The sequence below is a fragment of the Pseudomonas sp. Z8(2022) genome (assembly GCF_025837155.1).
Taxonomy (GTDB): domain Bacteria; phylum Pseudomonadota; class Gammaproteobacteria; order Pseudomonadales; family Pseudomonadaceae; genus Aquipseudomonas.
The window spans coordinates 4,180,721-4,196,132 of sequence record NZ_CP107549.1 but is presented as its reverse complement, the minus strand read 5'-3'; the positions used below and the strand labels follow the sequence as shown (position 1 = coordinate 4,196,132).

Here is a 15,412-nt window from a genome sequence, read left to right as displayed (position 1 = left end):
GCTGTACCGACCAGGAGACGGCTTCTTCTGATTAAGACGAGCGGAGCACAGGATTGCCTGCCGCTCTTGTACTTATAAATCTAAGAAAGAGATGTAATGCAATGAACAAACAATCCATCCAGATTGCACTCGCCTATATATCAGTGGTTATCGGAGGCGGATTCGCGTCTGGTCAGGAAGTACTCCAGTTCTTTACCGGCTACGGCCTGATCGGGGTGGTCGGAACCCTGGTAAGCGGAGTGCTGTTCGCCTTCCTTGGCATGCAGATCGCGCGCATGAGCTCGCAGATGCAGGCCGATTCGCACAAGGAAGTCCTCTACAGTTTGTTCGGCAAGCGCCTCGGCCTGGTGGTCGATGTGGTTCTCTCTTTCTTCCTCTATGGTGTCGGCGTGGTCATGCTGGCTGGCGCCGGCTCGATCTTCGTCCAGCAGTACGAACTGCCGACGCTGCTGGGTGGCGCGATGATGACCGTACTGGTGATCGCGACCCTGTGCCTCAACGTCAGGCGCATCATCGATCTGATCAGCGTGGTCATGCCCTTCCTGCTGGCCATGGTGCTGATCATCACCACCTACTCGATCTTCAGCTACAACGCCTCCATCGAGACCCTGGACGCGGTCGCCCGTGAGAGCAACGAGACAGTCAGCAGCAACTGGCTGGTCGGTGCCCTGCTTTACGCTTCGTTCAACATCGCCGTCGGGTTCCCCATGCTGGCGGTGATCGGCGGTCTGACCAAGGACCCCAAAGCTGCCGGCCTCGGTGGCGTGATCGGCGGTTTCGGCCTGGGCGCCCTGATCCTGCTGCTGAACATCGGCCTGTTCGCCAACATCAACCAGTTGCAGGGGGTGGAGATGCCGACCCTGGCGCTGTCCGGGCGTATCTCGCCGGTCCTCTCGGTGGTGATGTCGGTGGCGCTGGTGTGCATGATCTACAGCACTGCAGTGGGCATGTTCTTCGCCTTCAGCGCCCGTTTTGCCAAGCCCGAGTCGAACCGCTTCAAGCTGTTCAGCGCAGTGACCGTATGCATCGGTCTGGCCCTGAGCCTGGGTGGTTTCAGCAAGCTGGTCGGTACCGTCTACCCGCTGCTGGGCTACGTCGGCTTTGCCCTGATCCTGGCCATCGGCTTCAGCTGGATGCGCCGTCGCTCGGCTGTCAAGGCACAGAAGACCGAGCTCAAGACCTATCCCTGATTTCACGCGGCACCGGCGTCGAAGGCCGGTGTCCATATTTCCAAGGAGCTTTTCATGTCCATTCAGCGTCTGCACGTTGCCAAGCGTTACAGCGAAGTGGTGATCCACAACGGCACCATCTACCTCGCCGGTCAGCTGGCCGATGAGTTCGATGATGATATCCGCGAGCAGACCCGGCAGACCCTGGCCAATATCGACCGCATGCTTGCCGAGGGCGGCAGCGACAAGAGCAAGATCCTGTCGTTGACCATCTTCCTCAAGGACATGGCCGATTACGATGGGCTCAACGCCGAGTACGACGCCTGGGTCGCCGACGGCGCTGCGCCGGCGCGGGCTTGTGTCGAGGCGCGGATGTACCGCCCCGACGTGCTGGTCGAAATGTGTGTGGTGGCTGCCGTCTGAGGCTGCCGCCCGTTGCCTGCCGCGGCATCGGCTGTTGCCGGTGCCGAACCGATTTTGTGTTGGCTTTTCGCCCGGCTCCCCGCCGGGCTTTTTTTTGAACAGTGCCGCTAGCGGCCACCGAGTGACTGATTACAACCGAAGGAACACCTTGCCATGCGTCCTGCCCGTGCCCTGATCGATCTGCAAGCGCTTCGTCACAATTACCAACTGGCCCGCGAACTGAGCGGCGCCCGTGCCCTGGCCGTGGTCAAGGCCGATGCCTACGGGCATGGCGCGGTGCGCTGTGCCCAGGCGCTGGAAGACCAGGCGGACGGTTTTGCCGTGGCCTGTATCGAGGAGGCGCTGGCACTGCGCGAGGCGGGAATCAGGGCGCCGATCCTGCTGCTCGAAGGTTTCTTCGAGGCCGATGAACTGGCGCTGATCGACCAGCATGATCTGTGGTGCGTGGTTCACTCGCAGTGGCAGATCGAGGCCGTCGAACAGGCCCAACTGAGCAAGCCGCTGACTGTCTGGCTCAAGCTCGACAGCGGCATGCACCGCGTCGGCCTGCATCCGAGCGATTACCAGCAGGCATACCGCCGTCTGCTGGCCAGCGGCAAGGTCAGCAAGATCGTGCTGATGAGCCACTTCGCCCGTGCCGACGAGCTCGAGTGTGAACGTACCGCAGAGCAGCTGGCCATCTTCCAGCAGGCTGGTGCAGGTCTGAGCGCCGAGGTCAGCCTGCGCAATTCGCCTGCTCTGCTGGGCTGGCCGCAGGTGCCCAGCGACTGGGTGCGTCCGGGCATCATGCTGTATGGCGCCACGCCGTTCGAGCAGGCCCAGGAGCTGGCCGCACGCCTGCGTCCGGTAATGACTCTGGAGTCTAAGGTCATCAGCGTGCGCGAACTGCCGGCCGGCGAACCCGTGGGTTATGGTGCGCGTTTCGTCGCCGACCGTCCGACGCGTGTCGGCGTGGTCGCCATGGGGTATGCCGATGGCTATCCGCGCCACGCACCGACCGGCACCCCGGTAATGGTAGACGGCCAGCCGACCCGCCTGATCGGCCGAGTGTCGATGGACATGCTCACCGTCGACCTAACCGATCTGCCACAAGCGGGCCTGGGCAGTCGTGTCGAGCTGTGGGGCAAGCAGGTGCTGGCCAGCGACGTGGCCATGGCGGCGGGCAGCATTCCCTATCAGATTTTCTGCAACCTGAGGCGGGTACCGCTGCTCTATCTCGGGGCTGAAACCCGTTAGAAGACTGCTGCGCGTTGGCCTAGCTGCGTTAAAAACAGGCTCGGATTGCTCATGTACAGCTCGTACACTGCGCATCCTTCCCTATTTTTGCCTTGCATGGCTCTAGCTCGCAGCCTTTCAAGGGGGTTCCTGAGAGGGTGTAGGCGAAGGGTGAACGCCAGTGTTGTAAATTCCGAACGCTATGCCATGATACGGACACTTTCCGTATCACTCCCAGAGGGGGATCCCAGCATTGGACGTCGGTGTTCGACTGCAATCGATTCGTAAGCTCAAAGGTCTTTCCCAGCGTGAGCTCGCCAAGCGGGCGGGCGTCACCAACAGCACCATTTCCATGATCGAGAAGAACAGCGTGAGCCCCTCGATCAGCTCACTGAAGAAGGTGCTGAGCGGTATTCCCATGTCGCTGGTGGAGTTCTTCTCCCTCGACATGGAGCAGGAGAACCAGATTCAGGTGGTCTACAGGGCCTCCGAGCTGACCGATATCTGCAGTGGCGCCATCACCATGAAACTGATCGGCAAGGCTCATCCGAGCCGCGCCATCTCCTTTCTCGACGAGACCTATCCGGCCGGCAGCGATACCGGTGACGAGATGTACGCCCACGAGGGCGAGGAAGCCGGCATGCTGGTCGAAGGCAGGCTGGAGCTGACCGTGGGCAACGAGGTGTTCATCCTCGAGCCGGGAGACAGCTACTACTTCGAGAGCAGCAAGCCGCACCGCTTCCGCAATCCGTTCGATGTGCCGGCGCGTCTGATCAGCGCCACCACGCCTGCCAACTTCTGATTCGCCGTGCGCCCCTCGATGGGGCGTTTCTCTGCGCTCGCACAGTCGATTCGCCAACTCGTCGAGCGTCAGATCGCGTCGGCGACGTTAGAGTAGGCCCCCCTTTCAATGGATAAGCCGGCTTCGGACCGGCATGGCAAGGAGCCGCCCATGGCAGCCAGCAACAAGTGGTTGATGTCCTCGTTCGCCTACTACCTGGATTTTTTCACGGTGCCGCTGCTGGTCGCGCTTGCCCTTTGGCTGGGCCCCGTGCAGTTCTGGCAGATCGCTGCAGGTGTTCTGATCTGGAGCTTCGTCGAGTACGCCATGCACCGCTTTCTGTTTCACTCCCTGTATCGACGCGAGCACTGGACGCACCATGTCGACGTGCTGGCGCTGATCGGGATTTCCAGCTGGAAGACCACGGCGACCTTCATCGGGCTGTTGCTCCTGGCCCAGGCGCTCGGGCTGGCCTCGCTGCTCGCCGGGGTGATGCTGGGTTACCTGGCGTACATCGGCCTGCACTACGTGATGCACCGGCCCGAGCACTGGTTCTATCGCTTCATTCCGGGGCTGATCGCCAACCATGATCTGCACCACCAGCGCGGCGTTGAACAGAATTTCGGGGTTTCCTCGCCGCTCTGGGATCATGTCTTCGGTACATACGTATGCGTGCAGCAGGACGAACTGGCCGAGAGAATGGAGTCCTGAAGCGCCGCGGCGCCAATAACCCTGCGACAATATGGGTTGTTTCGGTGGGCCGCGCTTGCCGTTATACTGTCGCCCGCTCGCGAAACCGTGGCCGCGGGCGTGACTAGCCACGAAGAGGGTGTACCGTGAATCTGATGAAGAAAATGCTGGCAGTACCGGCTGCCGTATTGGCCCTGTGGGCAGTGACTGCTCAGGCCACGACCGATGAAGCCATCGCCGAGCGCCTCAAGCCTGTCGGCGAAGTGTGCATCATGGGCGAAGAGTGCAAGGGCGTCGAAACCGTCGCTGCTTCCGCCGGTGGTGCCCGCACCGCTGACGACATCATCGCCAAGCACTGCAACGCCTGCCATGGCGCCGGCGTACTGGGAGCTCCGAAAATCGGTGACACCGCTGCCTGGAAAGAGCGCGCCGACCACCAGGGCGGCCTTGACGGCATCCTGGCCAAGGCCATCTCCGGTATCAACGCCATGCCGCCGAAAGGCACCTGTGCCGACTGCTCGGACGACGAGCTGCGCGAAGCGATCCAGAAGATGTCCGGTCTGTAAGACTCGCCTCTTCCCTGAAAAAACCGCCCACCGGGCGGTTTTTTCGTTTCCGGCGTGTGCATGCAACCATGCTTCCGCCTGCGCAGTCCAAGCAGCATTCGTCATGGATGTCGCGAGGAGCGCCAGATGCCGCACACCTGTACCCTCGAACAAGCCGTCGACCACGTGTTGAGCGAGATCGACGGGCCGATTCATCTGGGCCTGCCGCTTGGCCTGGGCAAGCCCAATCGTTGGGTAAACGCGCTGTATGAACGCGTGCGGAATCTGCCCGAGCGCCAGCTGACCATTTACACCGCGTTGTGTCTGGCGCGCCCGCGTGCCGATCAGGACCTGCAGCGGCGGTTTCTCGAGCCCTTCGTCGAGCGGGTCTACGCCGACTACCCGGAGCTGCAGTTCCTCGCCGATCTGCACGCCGGCGAGCTGCCGGCCAACGTGCGCGTCGAGCAGTTCTTCTTTCAGCCGGGCAGCCTGCTTCAATGCGAGCCGGCGCAGCAGGATTACATCAGCAGCAACTACAGCCATGTCGCCCGCGATCTCAACGCCAAGGGCCTGAACCTGGTCGCCCAGCTGGTCGCTGCCGATCCCGCGCAGCCCGAGCATTTCAGTCTCAGCTGCAACCCCGACGTGACCCTCGATCTGCTGCCGCTGCTGCAGCGGCGCCGCGCGGCGGGCGAAACAGTGCTCAGCGTCGCGCAGATTCACAGCGACCTGCCATTCATGGCCGGCGACGCCCGGGTGCCGCGCGACACCTTCGATATCCACATCGTCGAGGATGAGCGCACCCGGCTGTTTTCCACGCCGAACATGCCGGTGACCCTGCAGGATCACTGCATCGGCCTGCTGGCCAGCACGCTGGTGCGCGATGGCGGCACGCTGCAGGTCGGTATCGGCGCGATGGGTGACGCTCTGGCGGCAGCGCTGATGGCTCGTCAGCATGACAACGCAGGCTACCGGGCGCTTGTGCAGGCGTTACAGGCAGAACATTGGGCAGGCGAGATTGCCGCCAATGGCGGCCTGGCCCCCCTCGAACAGGGGCTCTATGGCTGCAGCGAGATGTTCGTCAACGGCTTGCTGGCGCTGGCCGAGGTCGGCCTGGTGCGTCGCCAGGTCTATTCGGATCTGCGCTTGCAGCGCCTGGCACTGGCCGGTGCACTGGATGATCAGGGACGTCCGCGCAGCGTGCAGGCGCTGCTCGATGCTGGCCTGCCGGCCATCCTGCAGCCGGACGATCTGGGCTGGTTGCGCGACAGCGGTCTGTTGCATGGCGATGTGCAACTGGAGGAAGGCTGGCTGTATCTGCCGGACGGCAGCTGCACGCTGGCGGATCTCGGCAATCCGCACACCCAGGCCCGCCTGCAGCCCTGGCTCGGCGCGGCGCAGGGCGGTGTCGTGGTGCATGGCGGATTCTTTCTCGGCCCAGAGAGTTTCTATCGCCGTCTGCGGGAGCTGGACGAGGCCGAACGGCGGCGCTTTGCCATGACCGGTATCCGCTACATCAACGAGCTGTACGGTGAGGAGGCGCTCAAGCGCCTGCAGCGTCGCGATGCGCGCTTCATCAACACGGTGTTCACCATGACCCTGCTGGGCGCCGGTGTGGCCGATCAGCTGGAGGACGGCCGCGTGCTCAGCGGCGTGGGTGGCCAGTACAACTTCGTCGCCCAGGCCCATGCGCTGGAGGATGCGCGCTCGATTCTGCTGCTGCGTAGCTGGCGCGAGTCGGGTGGCGAGGTCAGCTCCAATATCGTCTGGGAGTATGGTCACGCCACCATTCCCCGCCATCTGCGCGATATCGTGGTGACCGAATACGGCATCGCCGATCTGCGCGGCAAGACCGACGCTCAGGTGATCGAGGCGCTGCTCAATATCAGCGACTCGCGCTTCCAGAACCAGCTGATCGAGCAGGCGCAGCAGGCGGGCAAGCTGCCGGCGGATTTTCGTCTCGACCCGCGCTTCTGCAACAACCTGCCCGAGCGCTTGCAGCCGTTACGCGAGGAGCACGCCGCACTGCTCGTCGAATACCCGCTGGGCAGCGATTTCAGCGCGGTGGAGCAGGACCTGATGCGCGCGCTGAGCTGGCTCAAGAGCAAGCTGCGCCTGACCGAGGTGCTGGAGCTGGGCAAGGCCACGCTCGACGCGCCGGAGCCGGCCGCCTATCCCGAACACCTGCGGCGCATGAGCCTGGAAGCGCCGGATGGCGTGCGCGAGGCCCTGTACCAGCGCTTGCTGCTGGCGGGCCTGCAGGCCACCAGCGGTGTTTAGTCGAGGAAGCGCACCTGGCCGTTTTCCAGGGCGGCGACACGGGCCAGCGATTCGACGCGATAGCCTTCGTTTTCCAGCAGCGTGCGTCCGTCCTGGAAGGACTTCTCGATGACGATGCCGATGCCCGCGATCTCGGCGCCGGCCTGCTGAATCAGGTCGATCAGCGCCTTGGCGGCGTGGCCGTTGGCGAGGAAGTCGTCAATGACCAGTACCTTGTCGGCGGCAGTCAGGTGGCGCGCGGAGATGGCGATGGTGCTTTCGGTCTGCTTGGTGAAGGAGAACACCTTGGAGATCAGCAGATCGTCCTTGAGCGTCAGCGACTGGAACTTGCGCGCGAAGATCACCGGGATGCCCAGTTCCAGACCCGCCATCACCGCCGGGGCGATGCCCGAGGCTTCGATGGTAACGATCTTGGTGATGCCCTGGCCGGCGAAACGCCGGGCGAACTCGTGGCCGATCTCCTGCATCAGGCGCGGATCGATCTGGTGGTTGAGAAAGGCATCCACCTTGAGTACGTGCTCGGACAGCACGATGCCTTCGCTGCGAATCTTCTGTTTCAACGACTCCACGGTCGATCCTCTGGTTGAGCAGAAAGGCTGCGGATTTTCGCTCAAAACCCCCCGGATTGTGTAGTGAAACCGAAGTCTGCCCGACAGTCGCGGGTGCTTGACCGGTCAGACAGGTTGTTGACGCGTTAACCCGGACGCCAAGCGGGCGGAGTAGCAGACATGGCGCCGGGCCGGCTCTGCTCAGGCGCTTTTGCGCAGCCGCCGCAGAATGTCCCTGGGAATGCCGCGGGTATCGAGTGGCAGTTTGTCCGGCGCGGGCTCGATGCCCAGTTCGTAGAGCCAGTTCAGGGCGTATTCGCGCAGTTGCTTGCTTTCGTAGGCCAGCCATTGTTCGCGAATCGGCGCAAAGGCCTCGATCTCGTAATCGAACGCGCGCAGCGGTTTGCGCCCGGTCAGCGCGGCACTGAGCAGCGGGTGGGCATGCAGGTGGTCGAGGGTGAACAGGAAGGACTCGCGCATGGCGATGCGCTGCGCTACATCGAGATTGGGTATCTGGCTGTAGCGCTCGGGATCGAGGTCGATCTGCTGACGCTGTTCGCTGTGAAGGTCCTCGGGCGCCAGGCTCAGGACGCTGCCGCTTTCCAGGTCCAGCCAGTGTTCAAGCTGGTCGCGGCCATTGATCAGCTGTAGCAGGGCATCGAGGTCGAGCGTGAAGGTGCGCATGGTTTTATGCCCCTGTTTCCGGACGTGGTGTACTTCTGACTGGCAAAGATGGCGAGGGTTGCCGGAGATGCAAGGTGGGCTGATGAAGCCCACCGGACAACGGGGTATCAGCGCTTGAGCATGGCCCGCATGCTCGCCAGGGCGTCGTTTCCACGCGCGGTCTTGACCTCCACGGGCGCCTCCTCCAGGCCTTCCCAGACCAGATCCTCCTGCGGCAGCTCGTCGAGGAAGCGGCTCGGCGAGCAGTCGATGACCTCGCCGTACTGCTTGCGCTTGGAGGCATAGGTCAGCGCCAGGTTGCGCTTGGCGCGGGTGATACCGACATAGGCCAGACGGCGCTCTTCCTCGATGGTGTCGGCCTCGATGCTGGAGCGGTGCGGGAGTATCTCCTCCTCGAAGCCGATGATGTATACCGAGGGGAATTCCAGACCCTTGGAGGCGTGCATGGTCATCATCTGCACGCCCTCGGCGCCTTCTTCCTCTTCCTGCTGGCGCTCGAGCATGTCGCGCAGCACCAGCTTGCCGATGGCGTCCTCGATGGTCATGTCGCCGTCTTCGTCGCGCTCCAGGGTGCCTTTCAGCGCTTCGACAAGGAACCAGACGTTGCCCATGCGTGCCTCGGCCACCTTGTCGCTGGAGGCGTTCTGGCGTAGCCAGTTCTCGTAGTCGATATCCATCACCATGCTGCGGATGGCGGCGATCGGGTCGTTCTGCGCGCACTCCTGGCGCACACGATCCATCCATTTGGTGAAGCGCTGCAGGCGCTCGGTGAAGCGCGCGTCGAGGTGTTCGCCGAGACCGATCTCGCCGGCTGCCGCGTACATGCTGATCTTGCGTTCGCTGGCATAGTTGCCGAGCTTTTCCAGGGTGGTCGAGCCGATCTCGCGGCGCGGCACGTTGATCACCCGCAGGAAGGCGTTGTCGTCGTCCGGGTTGACCAGCAGGCGGAAGTAGCTCATCAGGTCCTTCACTTCCTGGCGGGCGAAGAAGCTGGTGCCGCCGGACAGGCGATAGGGAATCTGATGGTGCTGCAGCTTCAGCTCCATCAGCTTGGCCTGGTAGTTGCCGCGGTAGAGGATGGCGAAATCGCTGTAAGGGCGGCCGGTGCGCAGGTGCTCGGTAAGAATTTCCAGGGCCACGCGCTCGCACTCGGCGTCTTCATTGCGGGTGCGGATCACGCGGATCGGGTCGCCATGGCCCATCTCCGACCACAGCTGCTTCTCGAACACGTGCGGGTTGTTGGCGATCAGCACGTTGGCGCACTTGAGAATGCGGCTGGTGGAGCGGTAGTTCTGCTCCAGCATCACCACCTTCAGCGAGGGGTAGTCCTCTTTCAGCAGCATCAGGTTTTCCGGGCGCGCGCCACGCCAGGCGTAGATCGACTGGTCGTCGTCGCCGACCACGGTGAACTGGTTGCGCATGCCCACCAGCATCTTCACCAGCAGATACTGGCTGGCGTTGGTGTCCTGGTATTCGTCGACCAGCAGGTAGCGGATGCGGTTCTGCCACTTTTCCAGAATGTCGGCGTGTTCCTGGAACAGTTTCACCGGCAGCAGGATCAGGTCGTTGAAGTCCACCGCGTTGTACGCCTTGAGCGTGCGCTGGTAGTGCAGGTAGACGATGGCGGCAGTCTGCTCCTTGGGGTTGCGCGCGCCCGCCAGTGCCTCGTCCGGCAGGATCAGGTCGTTCTTCCAGTTGTCGATGTAGTTCTTGACCTCGTCGGCACCGTCATCGCCGGAATACTCCTTCTGCATGATGTCGGTGAGCAGCGCCTTGATGTCTCCGTCGTCGAAAATCGAGAAGCCGGGCTTGTAGCCCAGGCGCGCGTATTCCTTGCGTATGATGTTCATGCCCAGATTGTGGAAGGTGGACACCGTCAGGCCGCGTGCCTCGCTACCCCTGAGCAGGGTACCGACGCGCTCCTTCATCTCGCGCGCGGCCTTGTTGGTAAAGGTCATGGCGACGATGTGCTGGGCACGGATACCGCAGTTCTGTACCAGATGGGCAATCTTGCGGGTGATCACGCTGGTCTTGCCGGAGCCTGCGCCGGCGAGCACCAGAAGTGGGCCGCCGACATAGTTCACGGCCTCTTGTTGCCGGGGGTTCAGTCGGGACATGGAATCGATCACGGGAAAAGGGCCGCGCATTTTAACAGGCCTGATGGATTCTGCCGCGACCGTCCGGAACTGTGGCCTGGCGCACGGAATTGAACCCCGGCGCGCTGGGTTGTCCCATTCTATGCAGTACTCTGGCCCCACTTGCCGGTTTTCTGGCTATACCTCAGGATGTACGTCCACTTTCACCCGGATGTGATTGATTAGACGTCGGTTAAGACGCACTCAGGCGACTCGATTCGCCATCATTCCTGATCATCGCGGGAGGTTGTTTGTCCACGCTCGTCGAACCCATGCGCCTGGTTCTGCTGGCGGACTCGTCAGGCTGGGCCGAATTGCTGCGCGAGCATTTGGGCGCCCTTGGCAGTTCATCGCCGCTGATTACCGCGCCGTCCTGGGAGGCGGCCAGCAGCCTGTTCGATGATCACGCCAGTGGCCTGCTGCTGGCCACGCCGGAGCGAATCCCCGAGCCTGGTCAGTGCCCCTTACCGATGGTGCTGCTGCTGGAAACCGAACCCAGCGAGGAGCCGGTCGGCGTCAGCGACTGGCTGGTGCGCGGCAGCCTCAATCTCGATGTATTGCGCCGCTGCCTGCGTTACGCGCGTGAGCAGGGCAGTCTCCGGCACACCCTGCAGCGCCTCGCCGAGCAGGACCCGCTCACCGGCATCGCCAATCGTCAGGGCTTTCAGACCCTGCTTGCCGCACGCCTGGCCGAGTGTGGCGGTCGTGGTCTGGTGCTGGGACATCTCGATCTGGATAACTTCCGTCATGCCAACGATGCCCTGGGTTATCAGGCCGGCGATCGCCTGATCCTGCAGGTGGTGGCGCGGCTGAAGAGCCTGTTGCAGCCCTGCGACCAGTTGGCCCGCCTGGGCAGCGACGAATTCGCCTTGTTGCTGGATGTACGCCGCGACCCGCAGCGTGTCGAGCGCCTGGCCGAGCGTGTCACCGAAGTGCTGGGCGAACCCTACTGGGTCGATGGCGAGAGCCTGCTGATCGGCTGCAGCCTGGGGCTGGCCCATGCCCGCGCCGGGGAGGGCGCCGACCCGCTGCTGTGGCATGCGCATATCGCCATGCAGCATGCCAAGAGTCAGCAGGGCTGCGTGTTTCATCTCTATGACGAGCGCCTCAATCGCAGCGCACGCAGCCAGGCCGATCTGGAAGGCGAGCTACGCCGCGCGCTGCGGCGTGACGAGCTGGAGCTGCACTACCAGCCGCGGCTGTGCCTGGAAAGCGGCCGTATCGTCGGGCTGGAGGCGCTGGTGCGCTGGCAGCATGGCGAGCGCGGGCTGCTCTCGCCCAACGAGTTCGTGCCGCTGGCCGAGGAAACCGGGCTGATCGTGCCGCTCGGTTACTGGGTGATTTCCCGTGCTCTGCGCGACATGCAGTGGCTGCGTGGGCGCGGCCTGCCGGCACTGCACATGGCGATCAATCTGTCGTTTCGCCAGTTTCAGGACAGTCAGTTGCTGCCGACGCTCAGCCGCCTGATCGAGGAGCGTGGCGTCGATGCCCAGTGGCTGGAGTTCGAACTGACCGAAACCGCGGTGATGCGTCGCAGCGACCAGGTGCAGCAGACCATGCTGGAGTTGGGCCGGCTTGGCGTGCGCTTCTCGCTGGACGATTTCGGCACAGGATTCTCGTCCTTCGTGCACCTCAACAACCTGCCCATCACTCTGCTTAAGATCGACAAGAGCTTTGTCGGCGGCATGGGCGAACGTGCCGAGAACCGCCAGCTGGTCAGGGCAATGATCAACCTGGCGCACAACCTCAACCTGGAAGTGGTGGCCGAAGGGGTGGAGAACATCGAGCAACTCGACATGCTGCGCCAGTTCGGCTGCGATCAGGTGCAGGGCTACCTGATCAGCAAGGCCGTGCCGCTGGCGGAGCTGGCTCGTTTTCTGGTGTTCGGCATGCGTCAGCCATTGCTGGCCACGCCGTCCTAGCGCCTGGCTGCGGCCCCGGGCAGCCGTCAGGACAGGCAGGCCCCGGCCGGCACCGTCAGCGGTTGCCGGCGCAACAGGCGGGCACATTTGCCTTCGAAGCTCAGGGTCAGCACCAGCGCCGCGCAGGCCAGTCCGGCCGCCAGCCCCCACCACACGCCGTGGGCGCCCCAGCCCAGCGGAAAGGCCAGGGTCCAGGCCAGCGGAATGCCGATCAGCCAGTAGCAGCCAAGGCCGATCAGCAGGGTAGTCTTGCCGTCACCCAGACCGCGCAAAGTACCCATGGCGATGCTCTGGGTGCCGTCGAACAGTTCGAACACCGCCGCCACCGCCAGCAGGCTGATGGCCAGGCCGACCACCTCGGCGAAGGCCGGGTCTGCGCGGTCGATGAACAGCCCCACCACTGGTCCCGGCAGCAACCAGAACAGCAGGGCGAACACCAGCATGCAGCAGGCGCCGCTGGCGATGCCCAGGCGTCCGGCACGGCGTACCTGGGCCGGGCGGCTGCCGCCGAGGTGCTGACCGACCCGGTAGGTCACCGCATAGGACAAGCCCTGAGGCAGGATGAAGGCCAGCGTCACCGCCTGGATGGCGATTTGGTGCGCCGCCAGCTGTACGCTGCCGAGGGCGCCCATGCACAGGGTGGCGAAGGTGAACATGCCCTGCTCGGCGGCGTAGGTGCCGCCAATCGGCAGGCCCAGGCGCAGCAGCGCGCTCAGCTCGGCACGGCGTGGCCGCAGCAGGCCGCGCAGCAACCGGTACTGGCGATAGACCGGCGCGCGCAGGATGTACAGGGCCAGTGCCAGGGCCATGCCGCTGCTGATAACGGCGGTGGTCAGGCCGATGCCGGCCAGGCCTAGGTGGGGCAGGCCGAACCAGCCCTTGATCAGCGCATAGTTGATGACGAAGTTGGCCACGGCCCCGACCATGCCGATGGTCATCACCGGGCCGGGGTGGCCGATGGCGCTGGTGAACCCGCGCAGGGCCATGAAGCACAGATAGCCGGGCAGGGCCAGGGCCAGCGGGCCGAGGAACTGCATGGCGCGGCCGGCGACCTCCGGCTGCTGGCCCAGGTGCGGCAGCAGCGGTTCGATCGAGCGCAGGCACAGGGCTGCGAAGATGCCCAGCAGCAGGCTCAGCCACAGGCCGCCCTGCAGCAGGCGGGTGACCCCGGCGGTGTCGCCGGCGCCGTGGCGAATGGCGATCAGGCTGCCGACCGCCGCCACCACGCCGACGCAGAACAGCGACAGCATGTAGTAGCAGGTCGCGCCCAGGGCGCCGCCGGCCAACTGCTCGGGGCCGAGCATGCCCATCATGATGGTGTCGGTGAACACCATCAGGACATGGGCCAACTGGGCGGCGATCAGCGGGCCGGCAAGACGGAAGAGGGCGACCAGCTCGTCGCGAGTGGACTTCGACATGATGAGTCAGGCTCAGGAAATGAATTGCCGGATAGAAACCGGCAGAGGGAGAATGACGCTATTTTCCGAAGCATGAGCGCCCTGTACAAAAGGAAAAAAGCGATGCCATGCATGATTAAAACTCATAGGTAGCGCCATGACCCGACGTCTGCCGCCGCTTTACGCCCTGCGTGCCTTCGAGGCCGCTGCCCGTCACGCCTCGTTCACCCGCGCCGCTGAAGAGCTGGCCATCACCCAGAGCGCGGTGAGCCGGCATATCCGCACGCTGGAAGACTACTTTGCCTGTCGCCTGTTCGAGCGCCGTGGCCGCAGCCTGCAGCTGACCGATCCGGGCCGCGCCTTGCTACCGGGGTTGAGCGATGGCTTCGATGCACTGGAGCGTGCCAGCGCCGCCCTGCGTGCCGACGATCAGGTACTGCGCTTGAAAGCGCCATCGACCCTGACCATGCGCTGGCTGCTGGCGCGCCTGTCGCATTTTCGTCTGGCCAACCCGGACAGCGAGGTGCAGCTCACCAGCGCCTGGATGGATGTGGACAAGGTCGACTTCCGCCACGAGCCCTTCGACTGCGCAGTGCTTCTTTCCGATGGCCAGTTTCCTGACGAGTGGGAGAGCGTGCTGCTGTTCGAGGAGTGGCTGATCCCCGTGTGCGCAGCCGCCGATGCCAAGGCCGGTCCCTGGTCGCTGGCGCGCCTGCGGGATGCGGAGCAGCTGCATCCGACGCCGGATCGCCGTGACTGGCGGCGCTGGTTGCAGGACACCGGCCTGGACGAGCAGGTGCCGCTGAAGGCCGGCCAGCTGTTCGACATGCTCGAATTGGGCATCGTCGCTGCGGCGCGGGGTTATGGTGTATCCATAGGCGACCTGCTGATGGTGGCCGAGGACGTCAATGCCGGTCGGCTTGGTCTGCCCTGGCCCACGGCGGTTTTCAGTGGCGACAGCTACTATCTGGTATGGCCGCGTGGCCATCGCGCACAGGCGCGCCTGCAGCGGCTGCGTGATTACCTGCTGGCCGAAATCGTGGCGATGCAGTTGCCGCAGGTCGAGCGGGCGCAGTAATGGCTTTTTGATAACTAATGATGGCCATTCGGCGGACTTCAATTGACCTACCGCGTTACTCGGGTATCCTCCCGCACCCCGGTCGCCTGACGACCTTGTCCCAATTCATCCCCAGTTCCATTGGTCTACCATCACGAGTCAGGCCCTGGGCGACGGTGACCTCGGTGCGCGCATGGCGTAGTCCAGCGACGATGAAATCGGCGAGCTGGCACGTCGGCAGTATTCAGGGCGAGACCAGCAGTGCCATCGCCACCATGGAGCAGGGGCGGCAGCTGATGCAGGATGGTCTTGAGCGCAACGCCAAGGTAGCGGCAGCGCTGGCGCAGATCAGCGAGCAGAGCGAGGCGGCGGGCGAACAGTTTGCCTCCATCACCACCGCCACCAGCGAGCAGAGCAGCACCGCGACCGTGCTCAGCGCCAACCTGCAGAGCATTGCCCTGGCCAACGGCGAGCTGCGCGAAGTCGTCGCTAACCTGGCAGATACCGCCCGCGAACTGGATCGCCTGGCCGCCCAGCTGCGTCAGGAAGTCGAACGCTTCCGCTGA

13 protein-coding genes and 1 pseudogene are annotated in these 15,412 nt (G+C 63.8%); 10 read left to right on the top strand and 4 right to left on the bottom strand.

Features of this window, described 5'->3' with window-relative positions; genetic code table 11:
- Positions 1-101 precede the first annotated feature (101 nt).
- From OEG79_RS19885 to OEG79_RS19855, 7 genes are all read left to right on the top strand, one after another.
- Entirely contained in the window at positions 102-1,190 is a 1,089-nt protein-coding gene (locus tag OEG79_RS19885) for a hypothetical protein (RefSeq protein WP_264146656.1), read from the top strand.
- Positions 1,191-1,244: 54 nt separating this feature from the next.
- Positions 1,245-1,592, top strand: a complete 348-nt coding sequence (locus OEG79_RS19880; RefSeq protein ID WP_264146655.1) for a RidA family protein — start codon at positions 1,245-1,247, stop codon at positions 1,590-1,592.
- Positions 1,593-1,745: 153 nt separating this feature from the next.
- Positions 1,746-2,828 carry an alanine racemase gene (gene alr, locus OEG79_RS19875; protein ID WP_264146654.1) on the top strand — a complete coding sequence of 361 codons (1,083 nt, stop codon included), beginning with the start codon at positions 1,746-1,748 and terminating at the stop codon, positions 2,826-2,828.
- A 232-nt stretch (positions 2,829-3,060) separates the two neighbouring features.
- Positions 3,061-3,609 (top strand): cupin domain-containing protein, encoded by a 549-nt coding sequence (locus tag OEG79_RS19870; protein ID WP_264146653.1) that lies wholly within the window; start codon positions 3,061-3,063, stop codon positions 3,607-3,609.
- A gap of 150 nt (positions 3,610-3,759) precedes the next feature.
- The gene (locus OEG79_RS19865; RefSeq protein WP_264146652.1) at positions 3,760-4,299 is read left to right on the top strand and encodes a sterol desaturase family protein; all 540 of its coding nucleotides are present in this window, start codon (positions 3,760-3,762) and stop codon (positions 4,297-4,299) included.
- Positions 4,300-4,424: 125 nt separating this feature from the next.
- On the top strand, positions 4,425-4,844 hold the full coding sequence (locus OEG79_RS19860) for a c-type cytochrome (RefSeq protein WP_264146651.1): 420 nt from the start codon (positions 4,425-4,427) through the stop codon (positions 4,842-4,844).
- 126 nt (positions 4,845-4,970) lie between these two features.
- On the top strand, positions 4,971-7,103 hold the full coding sequence (locus tag OEG79_RS19855) for an acetyl-CoA hydrolase/transferase C-terminal domain-containing protein (protein WP_264146650.1): 2,133 nt from the start codon (positions 4,971-4,973) through the stop codon (positions 7,101-7,103).
- On the opposite strand, the gene OEG79_RS19850 is transcribed toward OEG79_RS19855, so the two are convergent.
- The 3 genes from OEG79_RS19850 to rep all read right to left on the bottom strand — a co-directional run bounded on the left by OEG79_RS19850 (position 7,100) and on the right by rep (position 10,452).
- Entirely contained in the window at positions 7,100-7,672 is a 573-nt protein-coding gene (locus OEG79_RS19850) for a xanthine phosphoribosyltransferase (RefSeq protein WP_264146649.1), read from the bottom strand. The genes OEG79_RS19855 and OEG79_RS19850 overlap by 4 nt on opposite strands.
- A 180-nt stretch (positions 7,673-7,852) precedes the next feature.
- Complete coding sequence (locus tag OEG79_RS19845; RefSeq protein ID WP_264146648.1) at positions 7,853-8,335, bottom strand: UPF0158 family protein; 483 nt, start codon at positions 8,333-8,335, stop codon at positions 7,853-7,855.
- 107 nt (positions 8,336-8,442) lie between these two features.
- Positions 8,443-10,452: a DNA helicase Rep gene (gene rep, locus OEG79_RS19840; RefSeq protein WP_264146647.1), complete on the bottom strand. Its 2,010-nt coding sequence runs from the start codon at positions 10,450-10,452 to the stop codon at positions 8,443-8,445.
- A 269-nt stretch (positions 10,453-10,721) separates the two neighbouring features.
- Between rep and OEG79_RS19835 the strand changes: the two genes are divergently transcribed.
- Positions 10,722-12,392: a putative bifunctional diguanylate cyclase/phosphodiesterase gene (locus tag OEG79_RS19835; protein ID WP_264146646.1), complete on the top strand. Its 1,671-nt coding sequence runs from the start codon at positions 10,722-10,724 to the stop codon at positions 12,390-12,392.
- A 26-nt stretch (positions 12,393-12,418) separates the two neighbouring features.
- Here OEG79_RS19835 and OEG79_RS19830 read toward each other — a convergent pair whose 3' ends face one another.
- The gene (locus OEG79_RS19830) at positions 12,419-13,810 is read right to left on the bottom strand and encodes a NorM family multidrug efflux MATE transporter (RefSeq protein WP_264146645.1); all 1,392 of its coding nucleotides are present in this window, start codon (positions 13,808-13,810) and stop codon (positions 12,419-12,421) included.
- Positions 13,811-13,946: 136 nt separating this feature from the next.
- On the opposite strand from OEG79_RS19830, the gene OEG79_RS19825 reads away from it, so the two are divergent.
- Both OEG79_RS19825 and OEG79_RS19820 read left to right on the top strand, forming a co-directional pair.
- Positions 13,947-14,867 carry a LysR substrate-binding domain-containing protein gene (locus OEG79_RS19825; RefSeq protein WP_264146644.1) on the top strand — a complete coding sequence of 307 codons (921 nt, stop codon included), beginning with the start codon at positions 13,947-13,949 and terminating at the stop codon, positions 14,865-14,867.
- Positions 14,868-15,079: 212 nt separating this feature from the next.
- Positions 15,080-15,412 (top strand): annotated as a pseudogene (locus tag OEG79_RS19820) (methyl-accepting chemotaxis protein); the annotation flags it as partial.

Bases quoted from the DNA above. Each gene is read 5' to 3' on its own strand.
- OEG79_RS19845 (WP_264146648.1), bottom strand. From the start codon at position 8,335: ATGCGCACCTTCACGCTCGACCTCGATGCCCTGCTACAGCTGATCAAT.
- OEG79_RS19865 (WP_264146652.1), top strand. From the start codon at position 3,760: ATGGCAGCCAGCAACAAGTGGTTGATGTCCTCGTTCGCCTACTACCTG.
- OEG79_RS19825 (WP_264146644.1), top strand. From the start codon at position 13,947: ATGACCCGACGTCTGCCGCCGCTTTACGCCCTGCGTGCCTTCGAGGCC.
- rep (WP_264146647.1), bottom strand. From the start codon at position 10,452: ATGTCCCGACTGAACCCCCGGCAACAAGAGGCCGTGAACTATGTCGGC.
- alr (WP_264146654.1), top strand. From the start codon at position 1,746: ATGCGTCCTGCCCGTGCCCTGATCGATCTGCAAGCGCTTCGTCACAAT.
- OEG79_RS19830 (WP_264146645.1), bottom strand. From the start codon at position 13,810: ATGTCGAAGTCCACTCGCGACGAGCTGGTCGCCCTCTTCCGTCTTGCC.
- OEG79_RS19880 (WP_264146655.1), top strand. From the start codon at position 1,245: ATGTCCATTCAGCGTCTGCACGTTGCCAAGCGTTACAGCGAAGTGGTG.
- OEG79_RS19885 (WP_264146656.1), top strand. From the start codon at position 102: ATGAACAAACAATCCATCCAGATTGCACTCGCCTATATATCAGTGGTT.
- OEG79_RS19855 (WP_264146650.1), top strand. From the start codon at position 4,971: ATGCCGCACACCTGTACCCTCGAACAAGCCGTCGACCACGTGTTGAGC.